Raw genomic sequence first — 21,385 nt, 5'->3', positions numbered from 1 at the left:
ACCGAGCGGGCTACCGCCTCGGCGGAACTACGCGGGGGAGCGACGGTTCTTTGGGCCAAGAAGCCTGTCCATCTACAATCGTCGTTTCGTCACTGAGGAGTGATTGACCCGGAACGGCCCCGCACGAATGTAGGCGGGGCCGTTTTGTCTCTCATCCCGCCAGGATTTTGCCTACGAATGCAGCCCTCGGAAAGCCGATAGCGGGGGCGGCGCGCCCGATAGGATTCCGGCGGCCGAGAACAATGGATCCCAGTGCGAATCGTCTCGCGTGACTGCTCCATGGCGAATTACAAGAAACGTCACTTGATTGAGGCGCGGCAACCCAACGTCCTTATCCTTCAAGAAGTCGCAAAGAGAGACAATTCCTCAGCTGCCCACCCGTTTGCGGCTTGGACGGGCAGTAACCGAAACAAAGGTCTCGGCTTTTGGGTATCGCCAGCCTTCGTTACAGCCTTACGGAGTTCGCAGCCCCAATCTGCCCTGGCACCTGCCGTATTCGGTGGACGGAATTCACATCCTCGCCCTTTGGGCCCATCAGCTGAATCGCGAGCTCAGGTACGTCCGGGTCACCCACCAGATAGTGGATCGGCGCGCTGGATTCCTTTCGGGCGAATCGGCGCTGGATGTGAATTCGTTAGTCCGGTGGGCGACTTCTAGGGCACACCGGCTGCGGCCTCGGCTGCCGTCAGCGCCTCGCCGAACACCGCCACTGCGGACTGGTAGTTCGCCGTGTTGCCTTCTGACTTCGCCTGCTCGGCCTTGCGCCTAGCCCTGATCATGGCCGCGGTAGCGGGGAAAGCTGCATCGGACATCGCCGGAAAATCGAACTGCAGTTTCGGGTCAACCTCGTAGGCAAGCCACCGACTCTCAAGACGTTCATGCATTCGAACAGCGGAGCCAAATGCCTGAGCATCAAACAGCGACAGCCCGGTTAGGCTTCCAGCGACCAGGCCAGCGGCCTCCTCCGCTTTCCGGCTTGCCTCTTGCTGGCGCTGCAGCGATTGTGCGGCCCCCAGTCCTCCGGGGCCCTTGAGTCGGTGCTTCAGAACCATGTTGTTCTCGTATACCCGGATTTCCTCTGGACTCATAGTGTCGAGCTCCGTAGCGCTCTTACTGACCACATCGGCAGGGCCTCTCCGACTAGCGATACTGCTGACCGGTATCGGGAACAGGTATTTGCCCCCTAGGAATCCTCCGAGCAAAACACCCAAGACAGCCCAATCCGGTAAGCCGATTGAGCCTGTCGACCCCGCAGCAAAAAAGGCGCCCACGTTGGTTAGGGCCTGGCCGGTGGTGAATGTCAGGCGGGTCTTTCCGAGGCGCCTCACTCTGCGGTGCGTGGTGAGCTGCTGGTAGTGAAATGTACGGGCCTCTGCGATCCAATCGCGTGCTCGGTTCACCAGTTGCGGTCTTTCAGTCATGACCCCGAGGTTACCGGGCAACACTGACACTCGAGGGATGTCGTCCCTTGGCCGGTCCGCAGTCCTTCCTGTGAGCACTTTGAAAACCGGTTCGACCCCGCACGCCGAGAGCGTGCGGGGTCCTATCGTTCGGCCAGGACTACGGAAGCAGACCGGAACGATGTCGACTGGCTCTATACGGGTCAGCTGGCCTTGGTTGGTCTGTTCGACTCGATGCCGGCCGGTGGCTCAGGTACTCATGGCTGTCAGGGCGTTCAGTATGGCTGTGCACCTGTCGATTGACCCTGTCCCGGTGTCAGGACCAGATCTATAGTCGTGGCATGAAATTGCGGCGGCGGGCGTTGACTGGCGACCGGGGGATCAGCGCGGCCCGGGTGTGGTGGGACGCCTTCCAGGCCCACCGGAAGGGTCCTGACGAGATCCGGCGCCGACAGAAGGCGCGTCTGACCGAGCTCGTCGCCTACGCGCGCACCCATTCTGTCTATTACCGGGAGCTGTACAGGGGGCTGCCCGAGCACATCGTGGACGTCACCCTGCTGCCGGTGACAAACAAGAACGAGCTGATGGCCCACTTCGACGACGTCGCCACGGATCCGGCAGTGACCCTGGCCGGGGTCCAGGAGTTTGTGGCGGACCCGGTGCGGATCGGGCGCCGGTTTGCCGGGAAGTATCTGGTGGCTACCACCGCCGGCACCACCGGAACTCGGGGCATCTTCGTGCTCGATGACCGGTACTGGGCGGTGACCTCAGGCCTGATGGGTATCCTGACCGCCAAATGGTTGTCCTGGCGGGACATAGTCCGGATGATCCGCCGCGGGGCGCGGTTCGCCGGCGTGGTTGCCACCGGCGGGCACTTTCTCTCCGTTGCCGCCAGCACCCGGGAGAAACAGGAGAAGCCGCGCCGGCACCGCAAACTGGGAGTGTTCTCGGTCCACACGCCCCTGCCCCGGCTGGTGGCTCAGCTGAACAGTTTCGGCCCGGCCCTGCTCGGGGGTTACGCCAGCGCCTTGCGGCTGCTGGCTACAGAGCAACAGGCGGGCCGGCTGCGGGTGCACCCCGTACTGGTTCTCAGCACGGCCGAGGGGTTGCCCCCGGATGAGCGGGACCGCCTGGAAGAGGCTTTCGGCGCTGTCGTGCGGGAGGTGTACGGGTGCACCGAGGCCGGATACTCGGCCTATGGCTGCGGCCAGGGCTGGCTGCATCTGCTCCAGGACTGGGTGATCGTCGAACCGGTCGACGCCGACTACCGGCCCGTGCCGCCGGGGACCGTCTCGCACACGGCACTGATCACGAACCTTGCCAATCGCGTTCAGCCCATCATCCGCTACGACGTCGGCGACCGCGTCCTGGTCAGGCCTGATCCCTGCCCCTGCAGGGACCCGGCGCCGGCGATCCGGGTGCAGGGGAGGGCCTCGGACGTGCTCACCTTCCCTGCCGCGGACGGCCACGGCGTGGTGAAGGTGCCACCGCTCGCTCTGGCGACAGTTGTCGACCGGACCCCGGGGGTGGCGCTGTTCCAGATCGTCCAGACCGCACCCGCCAGCCTGTCGGTGAGGCTGCGCCCGGACCCGGCCGCAGACGGCGAACGCGTCCGGGGAACGGTACGGGAGGGCATCACCGCCCTGCTTGCCGACCTTGGCTTGGCCCATGTCACCGTGGAAGATGCTCCGGAGCCGCCGGAACAGACCACCGGCGGAAAGTACCGCACGCTTGTTCCCTTGCCGGCCGGACCACCTTCGTCGTAACCGCCGGCCGCCGGCCTGCCTTGAGTGTGAAGCTGGACTTGCTCGCGAAACCGGCTCGACCGGCTGCCATCTGCGGCGCTACCGTTGAAGTGGTGTCTGGGATGGACGAGCTTGACGGGTTGCTGGCCACGGCGCGGGCGGCGTACGCCCGCGGCGACTGGCATGCTGCTTACCGGCAGCTCAGCCAGGCCCGCGCGTTGTCGGAACTGGGGCCGGGGGACTTGAGTCTTCTGGGCAGGGCCGCGTGGTGGCTTGGGCAGGTCAAGGAATCGTTTGAGGTGTCCGAGGACGTCTACCACCGCTTCCAGGACGACGGCGACGCAGCAGATGCGGCCATGAAGGCCCTGCACCTGGGGCTGCTGTGGTTCATCCGCGGCGATGTGGTCATCGCTTCCGGCTGGGTGAGCCGTGCCCGGGGACTACTGCAGGGTCTTCCGGAAGGACCGGAGCACGGCTATCTGCTTTACCTGGATGCCTGCCTCGCGCTGAGTCTCGGGGACCTGCGCCCGGCGAGGGAGACAGCGGTCAAGTTGCAGGACTTGGGACGGGACCTGCGCGATCCCGCACTCACCTCCTTCGGTTTGGTGCTCGGCGGCCTCGCTGATCTGCGCAGCGGCAGCACCGCATCAGGCTTTGCCCGGCTGGACGAGGCGATGCTGCCGGTACTCGCCGGCCGGCTGCCGCCGGAATGGGCCGGCGAAATCTACTGCACGGTGATCCACGCGTGCCACGAACTGGCCGACCTGCACCGGATGCGGGCCTGGACTGACGCCACTGAGCAGTGGGGCCAGCAGTTTGTGGGAGACGCGGTGTATGCCGGCATCTGCCGCATCCACCGGCTGCAGCTGCTGAGCATCGAAGGTGGCTGGGACGCGGCGGAGCCGGCGATCGAGCACAGCGGGGCGGAGCTCGTGGGCCGGAACAACTGGGTGGCGGGCGAGGCCTACTACCAGCTGGGCGAAATACGCCGGCTTCGCGGGGACATCAGCGGTGCTGGGAACGCGTACGCCCGGGCCCGGGAGTTGGGGACCGATCCGCAGCCGGGGGAGTCTTTGCTCCAGCATGCCGCCGGGAAGAACGATGCGGCGTGGGCCGGACTGTGCGCGGCCTTGGCCGGGAGGGACCGGCTGGCATGTGCACGGCTGCTGTTGTCCGGCGTCGAAATCGCCCTGGCTCTGGGACACGTTGATGAGGCCGAGCGGCTCTGCGCCCGGCTGGAGGAAACCGCAGCCGTCTTCGCCACCGCAGGTTTCCGTGCCTGGGCCGGGCACGCCCGCGCCGCCATGCTGATCGCGCAGTCGCAGTACGCGGAGGCGTTGCCTGTGCTCCAGGCCGTGGTCCACGAGTACCGGACCCTGCACGCCCGCTACGACACAGCGAGAGTCTACGAACTACTCGCCCAGGCGCACCGTGGGCTGGGACAGCCCAGTGTTGCCGCCGCCGATTCGGCGACCGCGCTTGCGATCTACCACGAACTCGGTGCCCTGCCGGATGTGCGCAGGCTCGACGGCGGCAGGCTTCCCGGCGGGCTGACCGAGCGCGAGGCGGACGTGCTGTCGTTCACCGCCTCGGGTGCCAGCAACAAGCAAACCGCCGAGGCATTGTTCATCAGCCAGAAGACGGTGGGCAGGCACCTGGCGAACATCTATGCCAAGATCGGCGTCTCCTCGCGTACGGCCGCCGCAGCCTGGGCCCACGAACACGGCCTGCAGCCGCGCCGCTAGTTCCCGTTGCCTTATGGGGCGAGCCGGGCGGCACCTGGCGGACCGGGCGTCTGCATGATTCGCCCCATGGGCTCCGAACAGAACGCATCGTTCGCCCGATGCTGGCGGCACCCGGCAATTCCTACGCTGGAATCAATCAGGCACAGACGCCTGTGGCAAAGAGAGGAACACCAATGACCATCGAGTTGGAAACATCACTGTCGGAGTTCGACGCCGAGGCCTCCAGGGCCTTCGCCGGACGCTTCGTGGGCATCCTGAACGATGCTGCGACCGCACTGCTGACCAGCGTCGGGCACCAGACCGGCCTGTTCGAGACACTGGCAGGCCTGCCTGCCGCCACCAGCGACCAGATCGCCGACGCCAGCGACCTCAACGAACGCTATGTGCGCGAATGGCTGGGCGGAATGACCGCGGCGCGCGTGGTCCAGTACGACCCGGCGGCCGGGACGTACTGGCTGCCCCGCGAGCATGCTGCCGTCCTGACCAGCGCCGCGGGCCCTGACAACATGGCCATTTTGATGCAGCACATTTCCATGATGGGCGAAGTTGAACAGAAGATCATCGAGCGTTTCCGGCACGGCAGCGGGCTGTCCTACGAGGACTACCCCCACTTCCACCGGAACATGGCCCAGACCAGCGCGGCCGTGCACGACGCGGCACTCCTGGAGGTGATCCTGCCGCTGGTACCCGGGCTGCCTGAGCGGCTGAGGGCCGGGATCGACGTCGCCGACATCGGCTGCGGCAGCGGCCACGCCATCAACCTCATGGCCCAGGCTTTCCCCGCCAGTAAGTTCACCGGCTACGACTTCTCCGTGGGGGCCATCCGCGCCGCCCGCGGCGAGGCGGAACGGATGGGACTGGCGAACGCCAGCTTCGAGGTGGTTGACGTGGCCGGCCTGGACGTCGAGGCCTGCTTCGACGTGGTGACGGCCTTCGACGCCATCCACGACCAGGCGCATCCTGCGTCGGTGCTGCGCAACGTCCGCCGGGCGCTGCGGCAGGACGGGACCTTCCTGATGGTGGACATCAAGGCATCCAGCAAGGTGGAGGAGAACGTTGAGCTTCCCTTGGGCAGCTACCTGTACGCGATCTCGACCTTCCACTGCATGAGCGTTTCGCTCGGACTCGACGGCGACGGGCTGGGCACAGTCTGGGGCGAACAGCTCGCACAGTCGATGCTCGCCGACGCCGGCTTCGCGAACGTGGAGTCCAAGGACATCGAGTCGGATCCGTTCAACGCCTACTTCATCGCCAGAAAGTAAAACGCTAAGGCTACCCGATGCCGAAGGGCCCGCCCGCTAGTAGACGACGGTGCCGGTGGACTGCACCACGGTTCCGGTGCTTTGGGTTCGTCCGCTGACGTCTATCTGTAGCCCGCTGCGCTGCAGGGGCACCTCCAGGGCGTTGGCGAGCTCCGGCAGGGTGGATGTCTGGATGCGATGGATAACCTCCTGGACATCTGCCCTGTCATTGACTGTCACCTTCAGGGTCAGGTCAGGGGCCCTGGCTGTTCCCCGCAGCAGGGCCGCGGAAGTGATGACACCGGGCAGCGTGTTGATTTGTTTTTCGACGGCGGTGGAGAGGACCGACGGGTCGCAGAGGGTGAATCCCTGGCTGGCGTCGTCATGGAGGCGGTAGTCGCCCGCCGGGTTTTTCCTCGGGATCTGGGCGATGACCCACAGCAGCCCCAGAACCCCGATGATGACTCCGATGATCAGCATGGTGGCCGCCACCCAGGGCTGCGCGAAGAACGCGTGCAGATCACCGGTGACGACGGACGTCCTTGGGCGGGCGGTGTCGAGAAGAGTATGCAGTGTCCCGTTGGCCTGCAGGAGCAGGGCGGCGCCGACGGCCACGACAAGGACGCCGAGAATTGTCAGCCAGGTCCGGTTCAGTGTCCCTGCTGTCTGTCTCATCGGAAACCGTCCTTCAAAGAGTCTCGGTGGGCAAAATAGTTGCGGTGGGCGGGTGCGCGAATGGTCCTAATCTCTCGACCGGACCGTCGCGGTAACCTCCGGAACGGGCGAGAGCCCGGTCTCTTCCAGACGGGCCCGCACAGCGTCGGTGATCCTGGCGCGCAGGTCCCCTGGCTCGTGCAGGAAGGTCGTCACGTTCACGTGTACGCGCCCGGTGGTGGCTGTCGCCGAGGCTGTGCGGACGCCGTCGATCTGCCCGCACCGGGCTTTGGCCAGGTGGGCGACGGCGCGGCAAGTCATCACTGTTTCCTGCTCCTGCACCGGTGGCGCCTCATCTCCAACGCCGGAAGCTTCGATGGCGATGGCGTTGTATCCGCCGGGAATGAGGGCGCACAACAACAGGATCACCCCTACCACGACGGCTGCTGTCCCGATCTGCCACGTTGCGGGGTCGTTCCACGTCAAAGCGGCGAGCCAGTCCCGTGGTCCCTCGAGCAGGCTGGGCCACGAGCCGTTGACCAGCCGGGTAATGCTCAGCCAGACCAGGGCGACGCCGGCGGCCAGGAGCAATAGTCCGACGATCAGCGCCGGGACGGCGCGGCTGGGCCGGTGCCGCAGGCGCGTGGACCGTTGACCGTGCCTGCTCATAGCAGCTTCCTTCGTCCGTTGGACTTGGTTCCGGTGGTCAGCCAGGAGATCCTGATGTCCACCTGCCGGACGTCAACTCCGGTCAGCTCTGTCACCCTGGTCGCGATACGGCGGCGCAGTTCCTCGGTGGCCTGGCGCAGCGGCGCCGGATAGAGCATCCCCACCTCGACCCTTAGAGTCGCGATGTTCCCGGCCAGTTCCACGGACGCCTTAGGCCGGGCCGAGAGATCAGCACTCGCGCCGATGCCCAGAAACCCGCCCGAGGCACCGCCGGCGGACGATTCGTCGCTGGCGACCTGGCCGGCGATTTTCTCGATCACCTTGGCCGCCAGCACGGTCTGCCCGCGTGTGCCCGTCTCACCGAGGTCCGCGCCGGCGTAGCCGTCCCCGGACACGGTCAACGCGTGGGTTCCTTGCGGGTTCATCGGCTCGATGCTCTACCGAACAGGGCCTGCACATCGAGTTTTCCTTCCGCGACCCGGCCGACCAGCAGGCCGATGAATCCCAGGATCACCGCGGCCAGCAGCGCCAGCCAGCCGCCGAAGCCCAAAACAATTCCCAGTACCAGACCTATGGTCAGGCACCAACGTGTAGTAGACATAGCCTTCCTTTTCCTCATCGTCCTGTTCCCCTTGGCGGGGGATATTGTGACAGGCGGTTACTGAAGTTCGGTCTTCTGCTCCTGCGGGACGTCATGCTCCTCTTCGGGCAGGTGGACATCAGTGACATTGATGTTCACTTCCAGCACTTCCAGTCCTGTGGCGCGCTCAACGGACTGGATGATGTTGCGGCGGATCGCCTGGCTGACCTCCACCACGGAGAACCCGTAGTCAATGACGATGGAGACATCGATGGCTGTCTGGCGTTCGCCCTTTTCCACGCTGACGCCGCCGCTGACGTTGGTCTGGGAACCCGGAATGCGTTCGGTGAGGGCGCTGAACGCCCGCCGGCCCGCACTACCCATGGCGAACACGCCAGGGACCTCGCGGGTGGCTATGCCGGCCAACTTCTGCACCACGGTTTCCTCGATCGTCGTGGCACCGCGATCGGTGTGCAGTGCGTCCCTGGCCTTCGATTCTTCCAGCGAGCTGCCGTGCGTCTGTCCGGGGGTGGCCATGACGCCGCTGTTGGTTCCGGGGGTCCTGGGTGTCTCTGTCATGGGAAAACATCTCCTCGTGGGACTGGGTGTGGTACGTACACCTGTAAGGACGAAGCCCGGCAGGAATCGTCACGTTGTACGGCGGATTATTTTTCCCAGGCGAGGACAAGCGCCGCGGAACGGTTTCCGGCGTCGGCCGGCTGTGGCATATTGGGGCCAAGGGTCCGGTGAGCATCACGACGGGATGGGCAGTGCATGGACGATCATGGCCCCGGCTTGGAACCGGACCTGGACGAGGGGAGTATTGTCGCCCGCGCCCAGGACGGCGATCTGGCAGCATTCGAACACCTGGTGCTTACCTATCAGTCCCGCCTCTTCAGGCTGGCGTACCGTATGCTGAACGACCGCGGCGACGCCGAGGACATCGTGCAGGAGACTCTGACAACGAGCTGGCGGGCTCTTCCCATGCTGGCTGACGTTGATGCTTTTGGAGGCTGGATCTACCGGCTGGCGACGAACAAAAGCCTGGACCTGCTGCGCAAGCGGTCAGCCCATGCCGAGGACATCATCGACTCGGACGACATGGACACCATGCCAGGGGCCCGCGCGTGCGCGGTCTCGGCCCGGTGGGATCCGGCCCATGAGGCCGAATGGTCGGCCGAACAGAATGGTCTGACCGCCCTCCTGAGCACGCTCCCTCCGGCACAACGGGCCTGCTGGCTATTACGGGAAATGCACGGACGCAGCTATGCCGAGATTGGTGTCACACTGAAGATCAGCCCGACAGCAGTCCGTGGCACACTCGCCCGGGCACGGCACCAGATAGCAGAAGGGATGAGCCAGTGGCGATAGATGACATCCCGCGGCTCGGCTGCGGCCGGAGCATCGACCGCATCTGGGCGACCATTGACCGGCCACCCACCGCACACGAAGAAAAGTGCGGACAATGCCAAACTGCCAGAACCCAACTGCGGGGACTCAGCGAAGCAACCCGTTCACTGCGCGAAAGCGACCTCCACAATCCCGCGCTGAAACCCCGTCCCGGGGTCAAGAACGCCATCATGGACGTGGCCCGTGCGGAAGTCCGCCAGGGCAGCAGAATCCTCCTGCGCAGCGCAGACACCGGCATCACGGAGATCAGTGAACAGGCGCTGAGCTCCCTCATCCGGTCCGCGGCAGCAGCGATTCCCGGGGTCCACCCTCGACGCTGCCGCATCGAAATACGCGCAGCCGCGGCCAGCCTCGCCGGTGAAGACCACCCGGCCGGAACCACCGTTATGGCCACCGACGCCGGTCCGCGCCTCATCGTCAATTTGCGGGTTGCCGCCGCCCCGGGCATCGTCATCCCCCTGGCGGCGGAAGCGCTTCGCCACGAGATCAGCAGCGCGATTCCGGCCGGCGTCGGTATTGGGGCCGGAACCGTCAACATCATCGTGGAGGACCTTTACGATGTCTGACGAACCCCTCCAAGGATCCATCATTACCAGCCAGCTCATCGCCTCCCTTGCCTCCCGCACCACACTGGAAACACCCGGGGTTCTCAGACTGGAACCCACCATCCAAGGCTTCCTGGCCCGGCTGGGTCCCTCCCTGCAACACCTCCGGAATCCCGGCAGTCAGGACAGCACCTTCCGGCACGACGGCGTCACCGCAACAATCAGTGGCGCTACCGCGCGCGTCCACCTAGATATTGCCACCGACATCGCCTATACCGCCCTCGACGTCGCCGAAGCAGTCCAACGGCGCGTGCAGGAAAGCATCAGCCACACCGGCCTTACCCCAGGGGCGGTCGACGTCACCATCCTCGCCATAGAACACCGCCGAGGCACAGCAAACATGTAGCCCTGAGCGACTTACTCAAGGACATCCTGCGCCGAACGTCGTCCGGGCTATCATCGGTAAAATTCATCGTTCCGGAGAGTGGAGCAACAAAATGCAACTCGGCGCCTTTTCGATCAGCCTGGCCGTTAAAGACATCGCGGCTTCCGCGGCTTTCTACAAAAATCTTGGATTTACGGACCACGGCGGCGACATCACCCAGAACTGGCTCATCCTAAAGAACGGCGAGACGGTCATCGGCCTCTTCCAAGGGATGTTTGAGAAGAACATGCTCACGTTCAACCCGGGCTGGAATCAGAACGCGGAGGCGCTCGACTCATTCACCGATGTGCGCGAACTCCAGCGCGAACTGAAGGCCAAAGGCACAGAGTTTCTTTCGGAGGCGGACGAGGGAACCACCGGGCCGTCGAGCTTCATGGTCATGGACCCCGACGGCAACCCCGTTCTGGTAGACCAGCACGTCTGACTCAGCATGCCCAAAGCGGGCATCTAATTGCGTCAACGCAATATGCTGTGACGGCAACTGTCGCGAGCACGACGAAATACACGACGAATTACCAGGGGGACCCATGTCAGCAAGCCAGTACGGAGCACAATTCGCCTATCAGCACCCGGATCAGCAACCAGTGACGATGGGGCAGTTGCGGTGGTACCTGGAGGGCATGCGGCACGCCCGGCTGGCCACATTGTTCGGTATCCTGGCGATTTTCACTCTGGGCGCCTTGTTTGGTCCGTTGGCGATAGTCCAGTCGAAGAAGGCTGAGGCTTTCGGTGTGCCGGCGCCCGAGGGGCGGGTGCTTGGCTGGGTGGGGATTGCCTTGTTCATCCTCTGGGTGGTGTTCTTCATCCTTTACATGGCCCTGATTTTCACCCTCATCGGGAGCCTCCCGGAACCAGGCAGAACGGACGCATAGCTGCCAGGGCAGGGCAGAAACTGAGCGCACTTTTCCTGCTCCATTCGAATACTCTCGAACCCCCGCGATGGACACCGCGCTTATCGGCGGCCACGGCCTGCCGCCGCGCTTGCATCCGTGGAAGAATGAGAGCCTGGTCACGTCCGCACGGCCGGAACCGGCCCGGAGCGGAGCGGCGGTACCCGAAGATGCCCGTATTGAGTCTCGCGTCGCCGCGTAGTAGCGTGACAGAATCTGTCAACACGAATCACACGAATTCGGGAGCGACCATGGCACACGTGACACGTCGACTGGTTGCCGTCACGGCGGCACTGGCAATCAGCGTGACGGGCGGCGCCGTCGCGACCCCCGCATTCGCCGATCCGAGGGAAACCGTTAAGGCTGCGACGGCCACCGGGTACGGCGGTGCCGTGAGCACCGTGGACCCTGAAGCCTCCGCCGCGGCGATCGAAGTCCTCCGCAAAGGGGGCAACGCGGCGGACGCAGCCGTCGCCGCAGCCGCCACCCTCGGTGTGACCGAGCCGTACAGCGCCGGGATCGGCGGTGGCGGCTACTTCGTGTTTTACGACGCCGAGACCGGGGACGTCAGCACCATCGACGGCCGCGAGACGGCGCCGGACGCCATGCCGAAGGACGCGTTTATTGACAAAGCCACCGGGCAGCCCTACCGCTTCACCCCCGAACTGGTCACGAGCGGCGTCTCCGTCGGCGTCCCGGGAACACCGGCCACGTGGGAGCGGGCCCTCGACCGGTGGGGCTCGATGCGCCTTGGCGATGCCCTGAAGCCGGCAATCAAGGTGGCCACCCGCGGCTTTGTGGTCGACAAGACGTTCCGCCAGCAGACCCTCGACAACAAACTCCGCTTCGCGGCGTTCACCTCCACCAGCAGCCTCTTCCTGCCCGGCGGCGACGCCCCCGCCGTCGGGAGTGTCTTCAAGAACCATGACCTGGCCGAGACGTACCGGCTCCTCGCGAGGAAGGGCACGGACGGTTTCTACTACGGCCCGCTCGCGGCTGAGATCGCGGCCACGGTCCAGGCTCCGCCCAAGACGGCCCGGACAAAGCTGCCAGTCCCGGCCGGGCACCTGACCACCGCTGATCTGGCCGCCTACAGCGCCCTGGACCAGGAGCCCACAAAGGTGGACTACCGCGGCCTGGAGGTCTACGGCATGGCGCCCTCCAGCAGCGGCGGCACCACCACCGGCGAGGCATTGAACATCCTGGACACGTTCGACCTCTCCGGGATGTCCACGGCCGGCGCCCTGCACCACTACCTCGAAGCGAGCGCGCTGGCCTTCGCCGACCGCGGCAAATACGTCGGCGACCCGGCGTTCGTAGACGTTCCGGCCGCCGCGCTCACGGACCCGCTGTTCGGCAAGGAACGCGCCTGCCGGATCGAGCCGCTGGAGGCAGCCAAGAAGCCCGTCGCGCCGGGGGACGTGGCAGCGTACGACGGCGTGTGCCCGGCCTCCGTTGCGGCGCCGGCCGACGAGAAGGACACCGAGAACATCTCAACGACCAACCTGACCGTCGCGGACCGGTGGGGGAACGTGGTCAACTACACGCTCACGATCGAGCAGACCGGCGGGTCCGGCATTGTGGTTCCCGGCCGCGGCTTCTTGCTCAACAATGAGCTGACGGACTTCTCCACCGTGTACAACGAGGCCGACCCGAACCGGATCGAGCCGGGGAAGCGCCCCCGCTCGTCCATGGCGCCGACCATCATCCTCAAGGACGGCGAGCCGTTCCTCGCCCTGGGCTCGCCCGGCGGATCAACCATCATCACCACCGTCCTGCAGACCATCCTGAACCGGGTGGACCTTGGCATGGGCATCGCGGATGCGGTCGCCGCACCGCGGGCCTCGCAACGGAACACGGCCAGCGTCACTGCCGAGCCGGCGTTCATCGACGCCTACGGACAGCAGCTGAAAGGGTACGGCCACACGCTCACACCGTCGGGCGACGCGTTCACCTCGGCCGCGGAGATCGGCGCGGCGACTGCCATCGAATTCCTCCCGGACGGCCGTATGATCGCCGCGGCGGAGCCGGAGCGGCGCGGGGGTGGCTCCGCGATGGTGCTCAGGCCGTCGCCTTAGGCCCAGTCAGCTGCACGTCGGCTTAGGAAGAGTTGCCGGTCCCGGTGGCGGGTCCGGCGCCGACCGCGGCGGCAACCAATCGATCGAAACTGTCGGTCCCGCTCTCCGGGGGGACCACAGTGATGACCGCAAGCCACTTTTCGGGGACGACCTTCTCCGGCGTCGCGATCCGCTCCACATGCAGGTGGAGTCCGGGCACCCCGTCGACGAGGAGCGGGCGCTGCTCGCCGCTCTTGACCATGCGCTCAAATTCCTTGACAGACAGCCGGTCACCCGGGGTGTTGGTCACCTCGGCGACCGTGTCATTCAACCTTTTGGTCAGCCCGCACATGAAGTCCCTCCGGCGCTGAACCGCGGGAACCGTGAAGAGCGTCGCGAAGAAGGCAGTGAACAGCGCAAGAGCGCCGAAACTTCTGAAGCCGGGCAGGATTGTCATCAGGAGCAGGCACAGGATCAAACCGAAGACGCTGAACTTGAAGAACCTGCCCGCCGGGCTCTCGCCTGGTTTCTTGGACCACCGCACCACAGCGACGGCGTCCTTGCGGGGCTGATCGACCAGTGAATCTCCCATGACTAGTACCCCTTCAATTCCATCAGCGCTTCGGCCAGGATGATCGCTTCGCTTGCTTCCCTGAGATCGCCCAGCAGGCCCGTATCCGGCAGGGCCGAGACCGCAACGGTGGACCCGGCGAGGGATGAAAAGATGGTGCTCAGCTTTTCGCGGTCCTGTGACAGCATTCGGGACGCCTGCAGCTTCTTCCGGCTGAGCTCCAGCTCCAGCAATGACCTGCGGATGGCCCCGCGCCGGTCCTGCATCACCGCGAGCTTGTCCCGGACGTGCTGGACGCGGCCGCGAAGCATCGATTCCATCTTCACGGCCACATCGTGGAGTTCACTCAACGCGGTGTAAGACTGGTGTGACCCCGCGTGCCCGGCGAGCTGCCCGCTGACGTAATGGCGCCGTTCTTCCCAATCCCGGACACCGGATTCGTAGGGTCCCAACAGCAGCGACACGGCTGCAAGCCCCCGGTCCAACGCCGCGGCCCGGGCGGTCAGGCTGGTCGTGGCGGCATCCAACCTCGACAGGAATGCATCGTAGTTGTCAGGTGGCTGGACGCTCATGGCACGAGAATAGAGGTTCCGCACCCCAGGGCATAGGGCGCGGACCGGAATCCGGCCGTCAGCATCCGGCGGGGCATGGCTGCCGGGTCATCCATCCGGGCGGTTGGGGGAACGGCTGCCGGGGGATCCATCCAGGCGGCGAGGGTACTTGCTGCCTGGTCATCGACGCGGGCGGCGCGGGGAAGGGGGCGGCGGGGTAGCTCCCTGCGGCCTGCAGCATGTAATTCGCCCACTGCGGGCCGGCGAGCATATAACCGTCGATGCCTTTGTAGAACTGGCCATTGATCGTAACGTTCTGGCCGGGCCGCTTCTGCCCTTCCAAGGCGTCGCCGAAGAAAGACGCGGTGGCGATGCCGGACGTGTAGCCGACCACCCACGTGGCGCCGTTGTTGTTGGAGGTTCCCGTCTTCGCGGCCACCGGGAACTGGGTGTGGACCTTGGGCTTGATCCAGACTCCGGACCCGCGTTTCAGCACGTCCTGGAGGACAGAGTTCACGCCGCGCGCCACCTCGGCCTTGACGGCGCCGCGGCAGTCCGTGGTCTCGGCCGGAAACGACTGTCCCGTCGTGTCGGTCACTTTGGTAATGGCCACCGGGGTGCAGTACGTGCCGTCGTTGGCGAACGTGGCATAAGCATTGGCCAGGTGGAGCGGCGCGACCCCAATGGCACCGAGCAAATTGCCCAGCTGGTGCATGTTGATCGGGGCGTTATCCAAACCGCTGTGGAGCCCTACGGCGTCCACCATCTTCTGGATATTGCAGAAATCCAGTTGGGCGGCTGTCGCGAAGGTTGCCGTGTTGATGGAGTTGTAGAGCCCGTAGTCAATGGCCATGGGCCGGTAGTATCCCGCGTCGTTGTTTTGGAGGTCGTCCGTGGCGTCGAGACCGGCTCTCCTCTGTGCCGTGCTGTAGGCACCGAGTACCTTCCCGCAGCTGGATTTCCAGCGGAAACCGAGCGGATATGAGCGCCGGGATGCGTCCACCCGGGCGGTCAGGGGTTTGCCGGCGTTGAGCCATTCCGCGAACGTGAACGGTTTCATGGTGGATCCGGGCTGGAACCCGCCGGCACCGTTCAGGTCATTGCCGTCAGCGTCCTTGGAATCGACGTTGAAATTGAGCTGTGTATCGAATTTCCCGGGCTGGGGGAGAAAGACGGTGTTCTGCGCCATCGCCAGGATCTTGCCCGACCCGGGCGCCACGGAGACCAGCGACGCACCCCACTTGTCCGGGTTGGCCCCGGCCGTGGCGTCCACCTGGACCTGGGCTACCTTTTGCAGCCTGCTGTCCAGGGTGGTGGTGATGGTCAGGCCGCCGCGGTACAGCTTCTTCTGGCGGCTGGCCAGGTCGACGCCGTAGGCCGGATTGTTGAGGATGAGGTGTGATACGTAGTCGCAGAAGTAGGGTGCCATGGTTGCTCCGGCGCACCCCTGGTTCCCCGGCGTAATCTTCAGGTCCACTCCGGTAGCGACGGCGGCGTTGTATTCAGCCTGCATGATCTTCCCTTGGCTGAGCATTCTGGCCAGGACCTCATCACGGCGCTGGAGGGCGTTTTCCGGATGGACGGCGGGGTCATAGAAACTGGGGCTGTTCACCACGCCGGCCAGCAGGGCCGCCTGGGGCAAGGTGAGGTCCTTGGCGGTGGTGCTGAAGAAGTAGCGGGAAGCTGCCTCAATGCCGTAGGCGTCCCGGTTGAAGAACACGATGTTGAGGTAGCCCTCCAGGATCTGGTCCTTGGTGTATTTCTTCTCGAGTTCGATGGCCAGCTTCATCTCCCTCAGCTTGTCTCCGACAGTTTTCTGCCCGCTGCGGATGACCTCATCGCCCCGGTCAGAGGACACGAGGGACTCAGTGACAACATTGGCGACATACTGCTGGGTCAGCGTGGAAGCTCCCTGCCGGCCGCCGCCACTCAGGTTGCTCGACAGCGCCCGCAGGATTCCCTGTGGGTCCACACCGGCGTGCTCGTAAAAGCGCCGGTCCTCGACGGCCACGATGGCGTCCTTGATGTAGGGCGACATCTGGTCCAGGCCGACTTTCACACGGTTTTCCGCGTAGAAAGTGGCGACCAGTTTCCCGTCCGCGGTCAGCACTTTGGTGGACTGCGACGGCGGATCCACCGTCAGCGCCGAAGGGAGCTGATTGAAGAAGGTGATCGAATTACGGCCGGCAACGCCGGCAGCAGCTATGCCGGGAACCACCAGGCCAGCGACCAGGACGCCGCAGACGACGCTGACGGTAACGTATCCGAGAAGCCCAAGGAACGCCGTGCCAAGACCGGAGCCGGTTCGTTTGCCCGGCGCTAGTCTTCCCTGGGTTAGCCTTCTCTGCCTTGGTCTTCCCTGCGCCATTTCCCCCACCAGTCCCGCCAGACAATATTCAAGATCCCGCAAACCTCCGGTGACGGCCCCACCGCCTCGACTCACCGCCGTCGACGGCTTTGTTGTCAGCCCGGTCCTTCCGAACGGTCCGGCTCAGCTCCCGAAACGTCCTCCAGAACGAAAGTGTCTCTGAGGTGGAGTGCCTTGCCGTTGACCTTGTAGGCGCGCTGGCCCTGCCCGTTTTCAATCCAAAAGTCATCCCCGATCGACATCAGTTTTTCGCGCATCACAAAACGCTCACCTGCGGGTTCTTTGTCCCCGTGTCGTAGTAGTCCCATACCCCAAACCTAGGACCGCCTTCCCGGCTGGCGACTCACCCAAAACGGATGAGCCCCGGGCCGCGAAGGCCCTAAAACCTGCGGGCTCCGTGATGACTCCTTGACACTGGGTTTACAGCGCGCAGAAACTGAAAAGTCCAGGCTGCTCAGCGAAGCTAGGGAATGGAAAGACAAATGACCAGTACAGGCTCTTTGGTGATTGTGGTTGGCTTTGACGGTTCCGGAAATTCCCGCAATGCACTGACGTGGGCCCTCGAGGAGGCCAAACTGCGCGGCGGCCAGATTCGGCTGATCACGGCCTGGAGCAAACCGCCGCTCTCATGGTTTCCGGCGGTACTGGAAACGGCCGCGGGAGAAATCGTGGCGGAGGATTCCCCCGAGCAACAGGCACAGACACTGCAGGCTGATGCCCTGAAGACCGCTGAAGACGAGGGAGTGGCAGCCACCGGCAAGGTGGTGCACAGCGATTCGCCGGCGTCAGCACTCGTGGATGCTGCGAAGGACGCGGATCTGGTGGTGGTTGGCTCGCGCGGGCACGGCGGATTTCCCGGTCTGCACGTGGGCTCGGTGGCCACCCAGGTCATCACACACGCCCCTTGCCCCGTCCTGATTGTCCGGCCGAAGCCCGCCTAGGGTGTGGATTGCCCGGCGGGCGTCACGGCCTCTACTCGCTATTTGCCCGGGGGCTCTCCGGCGGGCGTCGATGGCTCTCCAGCAAGCGTTGTAAGCGCGGGAGCGTGGGCCTAATATGTGCCCACAACCCCATTGCGGGGACCAACTCCGGGACCTTCCCTCCAAAGAGCCTTGTTCATACCTGCGGAAGCCCGAGTCCTGGACATCACGGGACAGGAAGAACCATGGCCAAGTATTTGTTCGAAGCGAACTACGTGGGCGAGGGCATCAAAGGCCTTATGCGTGAAGGAGGGACGAAGCGCCGGGATGCGCTGGTCGAAGCCCTCAAATCCGTGGGAGGATCCCTCGAGTCCTTCTACTACGCTTTTGGTGAGACCGACGTGCTGGGAGTCTTCGAGGTCCCGGAGCCGGCCGACGCCGCAGCCCTTTCCCTCATGATCAATTCGACGGGCACCGTGAATGTGCACCTGTTACCGCTCATGACGCCGGAAGATCTTGACGCCGCAGCAAAAAAGACACCGTCCTACCGGGCCCCCGGGCAGTAGGGGGCGGGACACCGCGGACATGCCTCACTTCCGCCGCGGGTTCAGGCTGCCAAGGCTCTGCCGGGACGCTCACGTTTGACGGTCTATCAGTGATGCAGGAGCTCGCGGCGCTCGCGGTAGCGGAGCTGGCTTCCCTTTATGCGGGAGAATGGCCGCATGAGCGAAGCCGGCGAATTCATCGACCGTGCGCTCCAGCGCGAGTCGTCGTGGAGGCGCGCGGAGGAATCCGAGGCGAGGCACGGCGGTGGGCACCGCTTTTACGGCGCGTCCGTCGGGGCCGTGCGCGGCACCGTGCGTGACGCGTTGCGCCGCCATCCGGACCTGGCCCACGATGACATCACCGCCCTCAGCACCGAATTGTGGGACGTGCCGGTCTTCGAACGCCGCCTCGCCGCCGTCGTCCTTCTGCAGTCCAGCGTCCGCCTGCTGACCAACACGGACCTGACCCGGATCGAGGGCTTCGTGCGGAGCTCACGGATGGCCGCCCTGGTGGACCCGCTCGCCGTCGACGTCGTCGGCCCCCTGATAGCCGGACTGGACACAATCGGCAGGGTGCGCGCTGACAGCGTCCTGGACCGCTGGGTGCGGGATCCCGACGGCTGGGTCCGCCGCGCCGCCCTGTTGTCCCCGTTGGGCGAGCTCCGCGCCGGCGCAGGGGACTGGCCCCGGTCCGTGCGCCACGCCAAGTCGGTGCTGGGGGAGCCGCGCCAGCCGGACCTGCCGGAGGACGACGACGGCGCGGTCGCCGCGGCGGCGGTCCGCCTCCTGCTCACGCAAGTGGCCAAGCACCGGCCCGAGCTGGAGCTGCCCTTTTAGGTTCCTGGACGGCGTTCCACCACGGCGTAGGCCTTCTCGTCGAAGAACTCCCAATCTGTGATCACCATAAAACCGAGGGCGTCCACCCGGTCGTTCAGGACGTGGACGTCGAAGCCGCCGTCGCGGGGCTCGGCGTCCCACGTGGAGACGTGGACCTCCCCGTTTTCCAGTACCAGCAGTTCCGTATTGACGTTGAAGTCCTCCTGCGGCTCACCACTGAGCTGGCAGATGGCGACACAGTGCCTGGCGACATCGGGGCTGTTCATTTTGGGCCTCCGCTTTGGGGAACGGTGATGCCATCATCCTATTCCTGAATCCGCGTCCGACGTGGGGAAAGACCAGGGAGGACCGTGGCCGCAATCCCGCTTGCCGTTACCCCAATGTGACATGCCGTGATCATTCCGTTACCGTTGTTATGTGCCTGTTGTTTCCGAGACGGGCTCTCCCCAGCCGATTGCCTAACTCTGCCGCGGCCCGGGGATAACTAGAAGCAACGTCCGGCAGAGACGGGGAAACCACATTTGACCCGCTGTTCTCCAGGGGTCTTGGGGTGAAGCCGCACGGCCCGCCATGATCGGGCCCGAGTGCGGCCGGGTGCCTCCCATCCGAATCCGACAGCTCACCTCGCAGGCATTGGGAGAGGCTCTTTTAATGACTTTTAGCAATACCCGTGCGCCCAAGCGCGCCGATCTTCGCAGCAAACGCCGTACCGCCGGAACCATCGGCCGTCAGGCAGCAGTCCTCGTCGCCGCATCCGGAATGGTGCTCAGCGGCGCCATGGCCGCCAACGCAGCCGACGCTCCGGCGGAGCGCGATTCCGCCCCCGCGTCGTCCGTTGACGTCAAGGGCAAGGTCGCCGCACCGGTTATGGCCGACTCCGCCGTGAAGATCACCTTCGAGCGCCCCGCCGTTGAGACGGCGCCGGCCCCCGTGGTCGAGGCACCCAAGCCCGCGGCCGCTCCGAAGGCCAAAGCTGCACCCGCCCCGGCTCCGGCACCCGCCCCGGCTCCGGCCGCGGCTCCCGCTCCCGCCGCCAAGGCGACGGTTAAGGTCCAGTCGGCTCCCGCCCCCGCCGCTGCCGCCCCGGCCGCCGGCGGAGTCAACGCCACCCTGCTGTCCATGGCTTACGGCCAGGTCGGTATCACGCAGGACTGCACCGCCATGGTTGAGAAGGCCCTGAACGCTGCCGGCATTCCGGTGGGAGACATCGGACCGACGGCCTTCCTGAAGTACGGCAAGGTTGTCTCCACCCCGCAGCCCGGCGACATTATCGTCCAGTCCGGTCACGTTGCCATCTACGCCGGCAACGGCCAGGCCATCAGCGGCGGCATGAACGGCGTCAACGCCACCATGGCGCACCCGCTGTCCTGGCTCACCGCCACCGGTCCCGTGACGTTCGTCCGCGCCGGCTAACAGCGGCACCAGAAGTAGCAGTACGCAGAAAGCCGGTCGATCGGTTGCCTTGGGGGCAACGGATCACCGGCTTTCCGCGTACCCGCGGGCAGTCTCCGGCGCGTACCGCAGCAGCACCACGCCGTTGCCGAAGGTGCGGCTCCCCAGCAGCCGGAGCGGCGTCATGGCGTCCGTCTCCTGGAACAGCGGCTTGCCTTGTCCGATCACTACCGGGTGGACATAGATCCGGTACTCGTCGATCAAGCCGAGCCGCCTGAAGGCCGCCGAGAGATCGGCCCCGCCAACCGCGAGGTCACCGCCGGGCTGTTCCTTCAGCTTCATGATGTCTTCGACCACGACGTCGCGCACCACCTCGGTATTCCATCCGGCCTCCGCGAGGGTCCGGGAGTAGACGATCTTGGGCATGTCCCGCCAGATCCGGGCGAACTCGATCTCCGGCGCCGTGCTTGAGGGGTCCTGGTCCGCCGTCGGCCAGTAATCGGCCATGAGCTCATACGTAACGCGGCCGTCCAGGAAAGCCCCCATGGTCCGGAGCTCTTCGTTGAAGTGGCTGTGCAGTTCCTCATCGACCCGGTGCCAGCTCAAGTCCCGGTCCGGGCCCTCGATGAATCCGTCCAGAGATACCTGCATCATCAGAATGATCTTGCGCATTGCGGCTCCTATACTGGCCTGAGGGGCTGGGCTCCAGCGTACGCCGCTACCGGCGGCCGGGACAGGGCCGTGGGGGCCCGACGCCGGGCGGCGCAGGGCCCGCTGGACCGGTATTTTCTTGCGGACCGGACTCTTGCGCTCCGGCCGG

General features: G+C 65.2%; 25 protein-coding genes and 1 riboswitch. Of the genes, 13 read left to right on the top strand and 12 right to left on the bottom strand.

Features of this window, described 5'->3' with window-relative positions:
* Positions 1-653: 653 nt before the first annotated feature.
* Positions 654-1,421 (bottom strand): hypothetical protein, encoded by a 768-nt coding sequence (locus tag FS787_RS02165; RefSeq protein WP_144670651.1) that lies wholly within the window; start codon positions 1,419-1,421, stop codon positions 654-656.
* A gap of 320 nt (positions 1,422-1,741) precedes the next feature.
* On the opposite strand from FS787_RS02165, the gene FS787_RS02160 reads away from it, so the two are divergent.
* The 3 genes from FS787_RS02160 to FS787_RS02150 all read left to right on the top strand — a co-directional run bounded on the left by FS787_RS02160 (position 1,742) and on the right by FS787_RS02150 (position 6,152).
* Positions 1,742-3,166, top strand: a complete 1,425-nt coding sequence (locus tag FS787_RS02160; protein ID WP_260982353.1) for a phenylacetate--CoA ligase family protein — start codon at positions 1,742-1,744, stop codon at positions 3,164-3,166.
* A gap of 101 nt (positions 3,167-3,267) precedes the next feature.
* Entirely contained in the window at positions 3,268-4,890 is a 1,623-nt protein-coding gene (locus FS787_RS02155; protein ID WP_144670649.1) for a response regulator transcription factor, read from the top strand.
* A gap of 173 nt (positions 4,891-5,063) precedes the next feature.
* Positions 5,064-6,152, top strand: coding sequence for a class I SAM-dependent methyltransferase (locus FS787_RS02150; RefSeq protein WP_144670647.1), 1,089 nt, complete (start codon positions 5,064-5,066; stop codon positions 6,150-6,152).
* A gap of 36 nt (positions 6,153-6,188) precedes the next feature.
* On the opposite strand, the gene FS787_RS02145 is transcribed toward FS787_RS02150, so the two are convergent.
* From FS787_RS02145 to FS787_RS02125, 5 genes are all read right to left on the bottom strand, one after another.
* Entirely contained in the window at positions 6,189-6,806 is a 618-nt protein-coding gene (locus FS787_RS02145; protein ID WP_144670644.1) for a hypothetical protein, read from the bottom strand.
* 66 nt (positions 6,807-6,872) lie between these two features.
* The gene (locus FS787_RS02140; protein WP_144670642.1) at positions 6,873-7,454 is read right to left on the bottom strand and encodes a DUF6286 domain-containing protein; all 582 of its coding nucleotides are present in this window, start codon (positions 7,452-7,454) and stop codon (positions 6,873-6,875) included.
* Positions 7,451-7,879 (bottom strand): Asp23/Gls24 family envelope stress response protein, encoded by a 429-nt coding sequence (locus tag FS787_RS02135; protein WP_144670640.1) that lies wholly within the window; start codon positions 7,877-7,879, stop codon positions 7,451-7,453. Before FS787_RS02135 ends, FS787_RS02140 begins: the two co-directional genes overlap by 4 nt.
* Positions 7,876-8,055 (bottom strand): hypothetical protein, encoded by a 180-nt coding sequence (locus FS787_RS02130; protein WP_144670638.1) that lies wholly within the window; start codon positions 8,053-8,055, stop codon positions 7,876-7,878. The genes FS787_RS02135 and FS787_RS02130 overlap by 4 nt, the downstream gene beginning before the upstream one ends.
* 57 nt (positions 8,056-8,112) lie before the next feature.
* The gene (locus FS787_RS02125; RefSeq protein ID WP_222124054.1) at positions 8,113-8,571 is read right to left on the bottom strand and encodes an Asp23/Gls24 family envelope stress response protein; all 459 of its coding nucleotides are present in this window, start codon (positions 8,569-8,571) and stop codon (positions 8,113-8,115) included.
* A 237-nt stretch (positions 8,572-8,808) separates the two neighbouring features.
* Here FS787_RS02125 and FS787_RS02120 point away from each other — a divergent pair, with 237 nt between their 5' ends.
* The 6 genes from FS787_RS02120 to ggt all read left to right on the top strand — a co-directional run bounded on the left by FS787_RS02120 (position 8,809) and on the right by ggt (position 13,402).
* Positions 8,809-9,405 carry an RNA polymerase sigma factor gene (locus tag FS787_RS02120; RefSeq protein WP_144670633.1) on the top strand — a complete coding sequence of 199 codons (597 nt, stop codon included), beginning with the start codon at positions 8,809-8,811 and terminating at the stop codon, positions 9,403-9,405.
* Complete coding sequence (locus FS787_RS02115; protein WP_144670631.1) at positions 9,396-10,010, top strand: Asp23/Gls24 family envelope stress response protein; 615 nt, start codon at positions 9,396-9,398, stop codon at positions 10,008-10,010. The genes FS787_RS02120 and FS787_RS02115 overlap by 10 nt, the downstream gene beginning before the upstream one ends.
* Positions 10,003-10,395 (top strand): Asp23/Gls24 family envelope stress response protein, encoded by a 393-nt coding sequence (locus tag FS787_RS02110; protein WP_144670629.1) that lies wholly within the window; start codon positions 10,003-10,005, stop codon positions 10,393-10,395. Before FS787_RS02115 ends, FS787_RS02110 begins: the two co-directional genes overlap by 8 nt.
* A 91-nt stretch (positions 10,396-10,486) precedes the next feature.
* Positions 10,487-10,858 carry a VOC family protein gene (locus tag FS787_RS02105; protein ID WP_144670627.1) on the top strand — a complete coding sequence of 124 codons (372 nt, stop codon included), beginning with the start codon at positions 10,487-10,489 and terminating at the stop codon, positions 10,856-10,858.
* Between the two features lie 103 nt (positions 10,859-10,961).
* Positions 10,962-11,306, top strand: coding sequence for a hypothetical protein (locus FS787_RS02100; protein ID WP_144670625.1), 345 nt, complete (start codon positions 10,962-10,964; stop codon positions 11,304-11,306).
* Positions 11,307-11,575: 269 nt separating this feature from the next.
* Positions 11,576-13,402, top strand: a complete 1,827-nt coding sequence (gene ggt / locus FS787_RS02095) for a gamma-glutamyltransferase (protein WP_144670623.1) — start codon at positions 11,576-11,578, stop codon at positions 13,400-13,402.
* A 22-nt stretch (positions 13,403-13,424) separates the two neighbouring features.
* On the opposite strand, the gene FS787_RS02090 is transcribed toward ggt, so the two are convergent.
* From FS787_RS02090 to FS787_RS02075, 4 genes are all read right to left on the bottom strand, one after another.
* A complete protein-coding gene (locus FS787_RS02090; protein WP_144670621.1) occupies positions 13,425-13,973 on the bottom strand; it encodes a hypothetical protein in 549 nt (182 codons plus the stop codon).
* 2 nt (positions 13,974-13,975) lie between these two features.
* Positions 13,976-14,524, bottom strand: coding sequence for a hypothetical protein (locus tag FS787_RS02085; protein ID WP_144670619.1), 549 nt, complete (start codon positions 14,522-14,524; stop codon positions 13,976-13,978).
* A 58-nt stretch (positions 14,525-14,582) separates the two neighbouring features.
* Positions 14,583-16,871: a transglycosylase domain-containing protein gene (locus FS787_RS02080; protein WP_144670617.1), complete on the bottom strand. Its 2,289-nt coding sequence runs from the start codon at positions 16,869-16,871 to the stop codon at positions 14,583-14,585.
* A gap of 95 nt (positions 16,872-16,966) precedes the next feature.
* Entirely contained in the window at positions 16,967-17,179 is a 213-nt protein-coding gene (locus FS787_RS02075) for an LURP-one-related family protein (protein WP_144670615.1), read from the bottom strand.
* A gap of 174 nt (positions 17,180-17,353) precedes the next feature.
* Here FS787_RS02075 and FS787_RS02070 point away from each other — a divergent pair, with 174 nt between their 5' ends.
* From FS787_RS02070 to FS787_RS02060, 3 genes are all read left to right on the top strand, one after another.
* Positions 17,354-17,812, top strand: coding sequence for a universal stress protein (locus tag FS787_RS02070; RefSeq protein WP_144670613.1), 459 nt, complete (start codon positions 17,354-17,356; stop codon positions 17,810-17,812).
* 224 nt (positions 17,813-18,036) lie between these two features.
* Positions 18,037-18,357 (top strand): GYD domain-containing protein, encoded by a 321-nt coding sequence (locus FS787_RS02065; protein ID WP_144670611.1) that lies wholly within the window; start codon positions 18,037-18,039, stop codon positions 18,355-18,357.
* 156 nt (positions 18,358-18,513) lie between these two features.
* Entirely contained in the window at positions 18,514-19,173 is a 660-nt protein-coding gene (locus FS787_RS02060) for a DNA alkylation repair protein (protein ID WP_144670609.1), read from the top strand.
* Here the strand turns inward: FS787_RS02060 and FS787_RS02055 are convergent.
* Entirely contained in the window at positions 19,170-19,439 is a 270-nt protein-coding gene (locus tag FS787_RS02055) for a hypothetical protein (RefSeq protein WP_144670607.1), read from the bottom strand. The genes FS787_RS02060 and FS787_RS02055 overlap by 4 nt on opposite strands.
* A gap of 180 nt (positions 19,440-19,619) precedes the next feature.
* Positions 19,620-19,820, top strand: a riboswitch (cyclic di-AMP (ydaO/yuaA leader).
* 4 nt (positions 19,821-19,824) lie between these two features.
* Here FS787_RS02055 and FS787_RS02050 point away from each other — a divergent pair.
* Positions 19,825-20,586, top strand: a complete 762-nt coding sequence (locus FS787_RS02050) for an NlpC/P60 family protein (protein ID WP_144670605.1) — start codon at positions 19,825-19,827, stop codon at positions 20,584-20,586.
* A 63-nt stretch (positions 20,587-20,649) separates the two neighbouring features.
* Here the strand turns inward: FS787_RS02050 and FS787_RS02045 are convergent, their stop codons facing one another.
* Complete coding sequence (locus FS787_RS02045) at positions 20,650-21,237, bottom strand: dihydrofolate reductase family protein (RefSeq protein WP_144670603.1); 588 nt, start codon at positions 21,235-21,237, stop codon at positions 20,650-20,652.
* Positions 21,238-21,385: the final 148 nt, after the last annotated feature.

Source organism: Arthrobacter sp. U41 (assembly GCF_007679325.1).
Classification (GTDB): Bacteria; Actinomycetota; Actinomycetes; order Actinomycetales; family Micrococcaceae; genus Arthrobacter.
Note: the sequence above shows the minus strand (reverse complement) of the source record. Positions and strands in the feature narration are given on the sequence as shown.

Bases quoted from the DNA above. Each gene is read 5' to 3' on its own strand.
- FS787_RS02120 (WP_144670633.1), top strand. From the start codon at position 8,809: ATGGACGATCATGGCCCCGGCTTGGAACCGGACCTGGACGAGGGGAGT.
- FS787_RS02060 (WP_144670609.1), top strand. From the start codon at position 18,514: ATGAGCGAAGCCGGCGAATTCATCGACCGTGCGCTCCAGCGCGAGTCG.
- FS787_RS02145 (WP_144670644.1), bottom strand. From the start codon at position 6,806: ATGAGACAGACAGCAGGGACACTGAACCGGACCTGGCTGACAATTCTC.
- FS787_RS02130 (WP_144670638.1), bottom strand. From the start codon at position 8,055: ATGTCTACTACACGTTGGTGCCTGACCATAGGTCTGGTACTGGGAATT.
- FS787_RS02105 (WP_144670627.1), top strand. From the start codon at position 10,487: ATGCAACTCGGCGCCTTTTCGATCAGCCTGGCCGTTAAAGACATCGCG.
- FS787_RS02090 (WP_144670621.1), bottom strand. From the start codon at position 13,973: ATGGGAGATTCACTGGTCGATCAGCCCCGCAAGGACGCCGTCGCTGTG.
- FS787_RS02150 (WP_144670647.1), top strand. From the start codon at position 5,064: ATGACCATCGAGTTGGAAACATCACTGTCGGAGTTCGACGCCGAGGCC.
- FS787_RS02125 (WP_222124054.1), bottom strand. From the start codon at position 8,571: ATGGCCACCCCCGGACAGACGCACGGCAGCTCGCTGGAAGAATCGAAG.
- FS787_RS02080 (WP_144670617.1), bottom strand. From the start codon at position 16,871: ATGGCGCAGGGAAGACCAAGGCAGAGAAGGCTAACCCAGGGAAGACTA.
- FS787_RS02165 (WP_144670651.1), bottom strand. From the start codon at position 1,421: ATGACTGAAAGACCGCAACTGGTGAACCGAGCACGCGATTGGATCGCA.
- FS787_RS02110 (WP_144670629.1), top strand. From the start codon at position 10,003: ATGTCTGACGAACCCCTCCAAGGATCCATCATTACCAGCCAGCTCATC.
- FS787_RS02075 (WP_144670615.1), bottom strand. From the start codon at position 17,179: ATGGGACTACTACGACACGGGGACAAAGAACCCGCAGGTGAGCGTTTT.
- FS787_RS02135 (WP_144670640.1), bottom strand. From the start codon at position 7,879: ATGAACCCGCAAGGAACCCACGCGTTGACCGTGTCCGGGGACGGCTAC.
- FS787_RS02160 (WP_260982353.1), top strand. From the start codon at position 1,742: ATGAAATTGCGGCGGCGGGCGTTGACTGGCGACCGGGGGATCAGCGCG.
- FS787_RS02045 (WP_144670603.1), bottom strand. From the start codon at position 21,237: ATGCGCAAGATCATTCTGATGATGCAGGTATCTCTGGACGGATTCATC.
- FS787_RS02100 (WP_144670625.1), top strand. From the start codon at position 10,962: ATGTCAGCAAGCCAGTACGGAGCACAATTCGCCTATCAGCACCCGGAT.
- FS787_RS02065 (WP_144670611.1), top strand. From the start codon at position 18,037: ATGGCCAAGTATTTGTTCGAAGCGAACTACGTGGGCGAGGGCATCAAA.
- FS787_RS02085 (WP_144670619.1), bottom strand. From the start codon at position 14,524: ATGAGCGTCCAGCCACCTGACAACTACGATGCATTCCTGTCGAGGTTG.
- FS787_RS02070 (WP_144670613.1), top strand. From the start codon at position 17,354: ATGACCAGTACAGGCTCTTTGGTGATTGTGGTTGGCTTTGACGGTTCC.
- FS787_RS02055 (WP_144670607.1), bottom strand. From the start codon at position 19,439: ATGAACAGCCCCGATGTCGCCAGGCACTGTGTCGCCATCTGCCAGCTC.
- ggt (WP_144670623.1), top strand. From the start codon at position 11,576: ATGGCACACGTGACACGTCGACTGGTTGCCGTCACGGCGGCACTGGCA.
- FS787_RS02050 (WP_144670605.1), top strand. From the start codon at position 19,825: ATGACTTTTAGCAATACCCGTGCGCCCAAGCGCGCCGATCTTCGCAGC.
- FS787_RS02140 (WP_144670642.1), bottom strand. From the start codon at position 7,454: ATGAGCAGGCACGGTCAACGGTCCACGCGCCTGCGGCACCGGCCCAGC.
- FS787_RS02155 (WP_144670649.1), top strand. From the start codon at position 3,268: ATGGACGAGCTTGACGGGTTGCTGGCCACGGCGCGGGCGGCGTACGCC.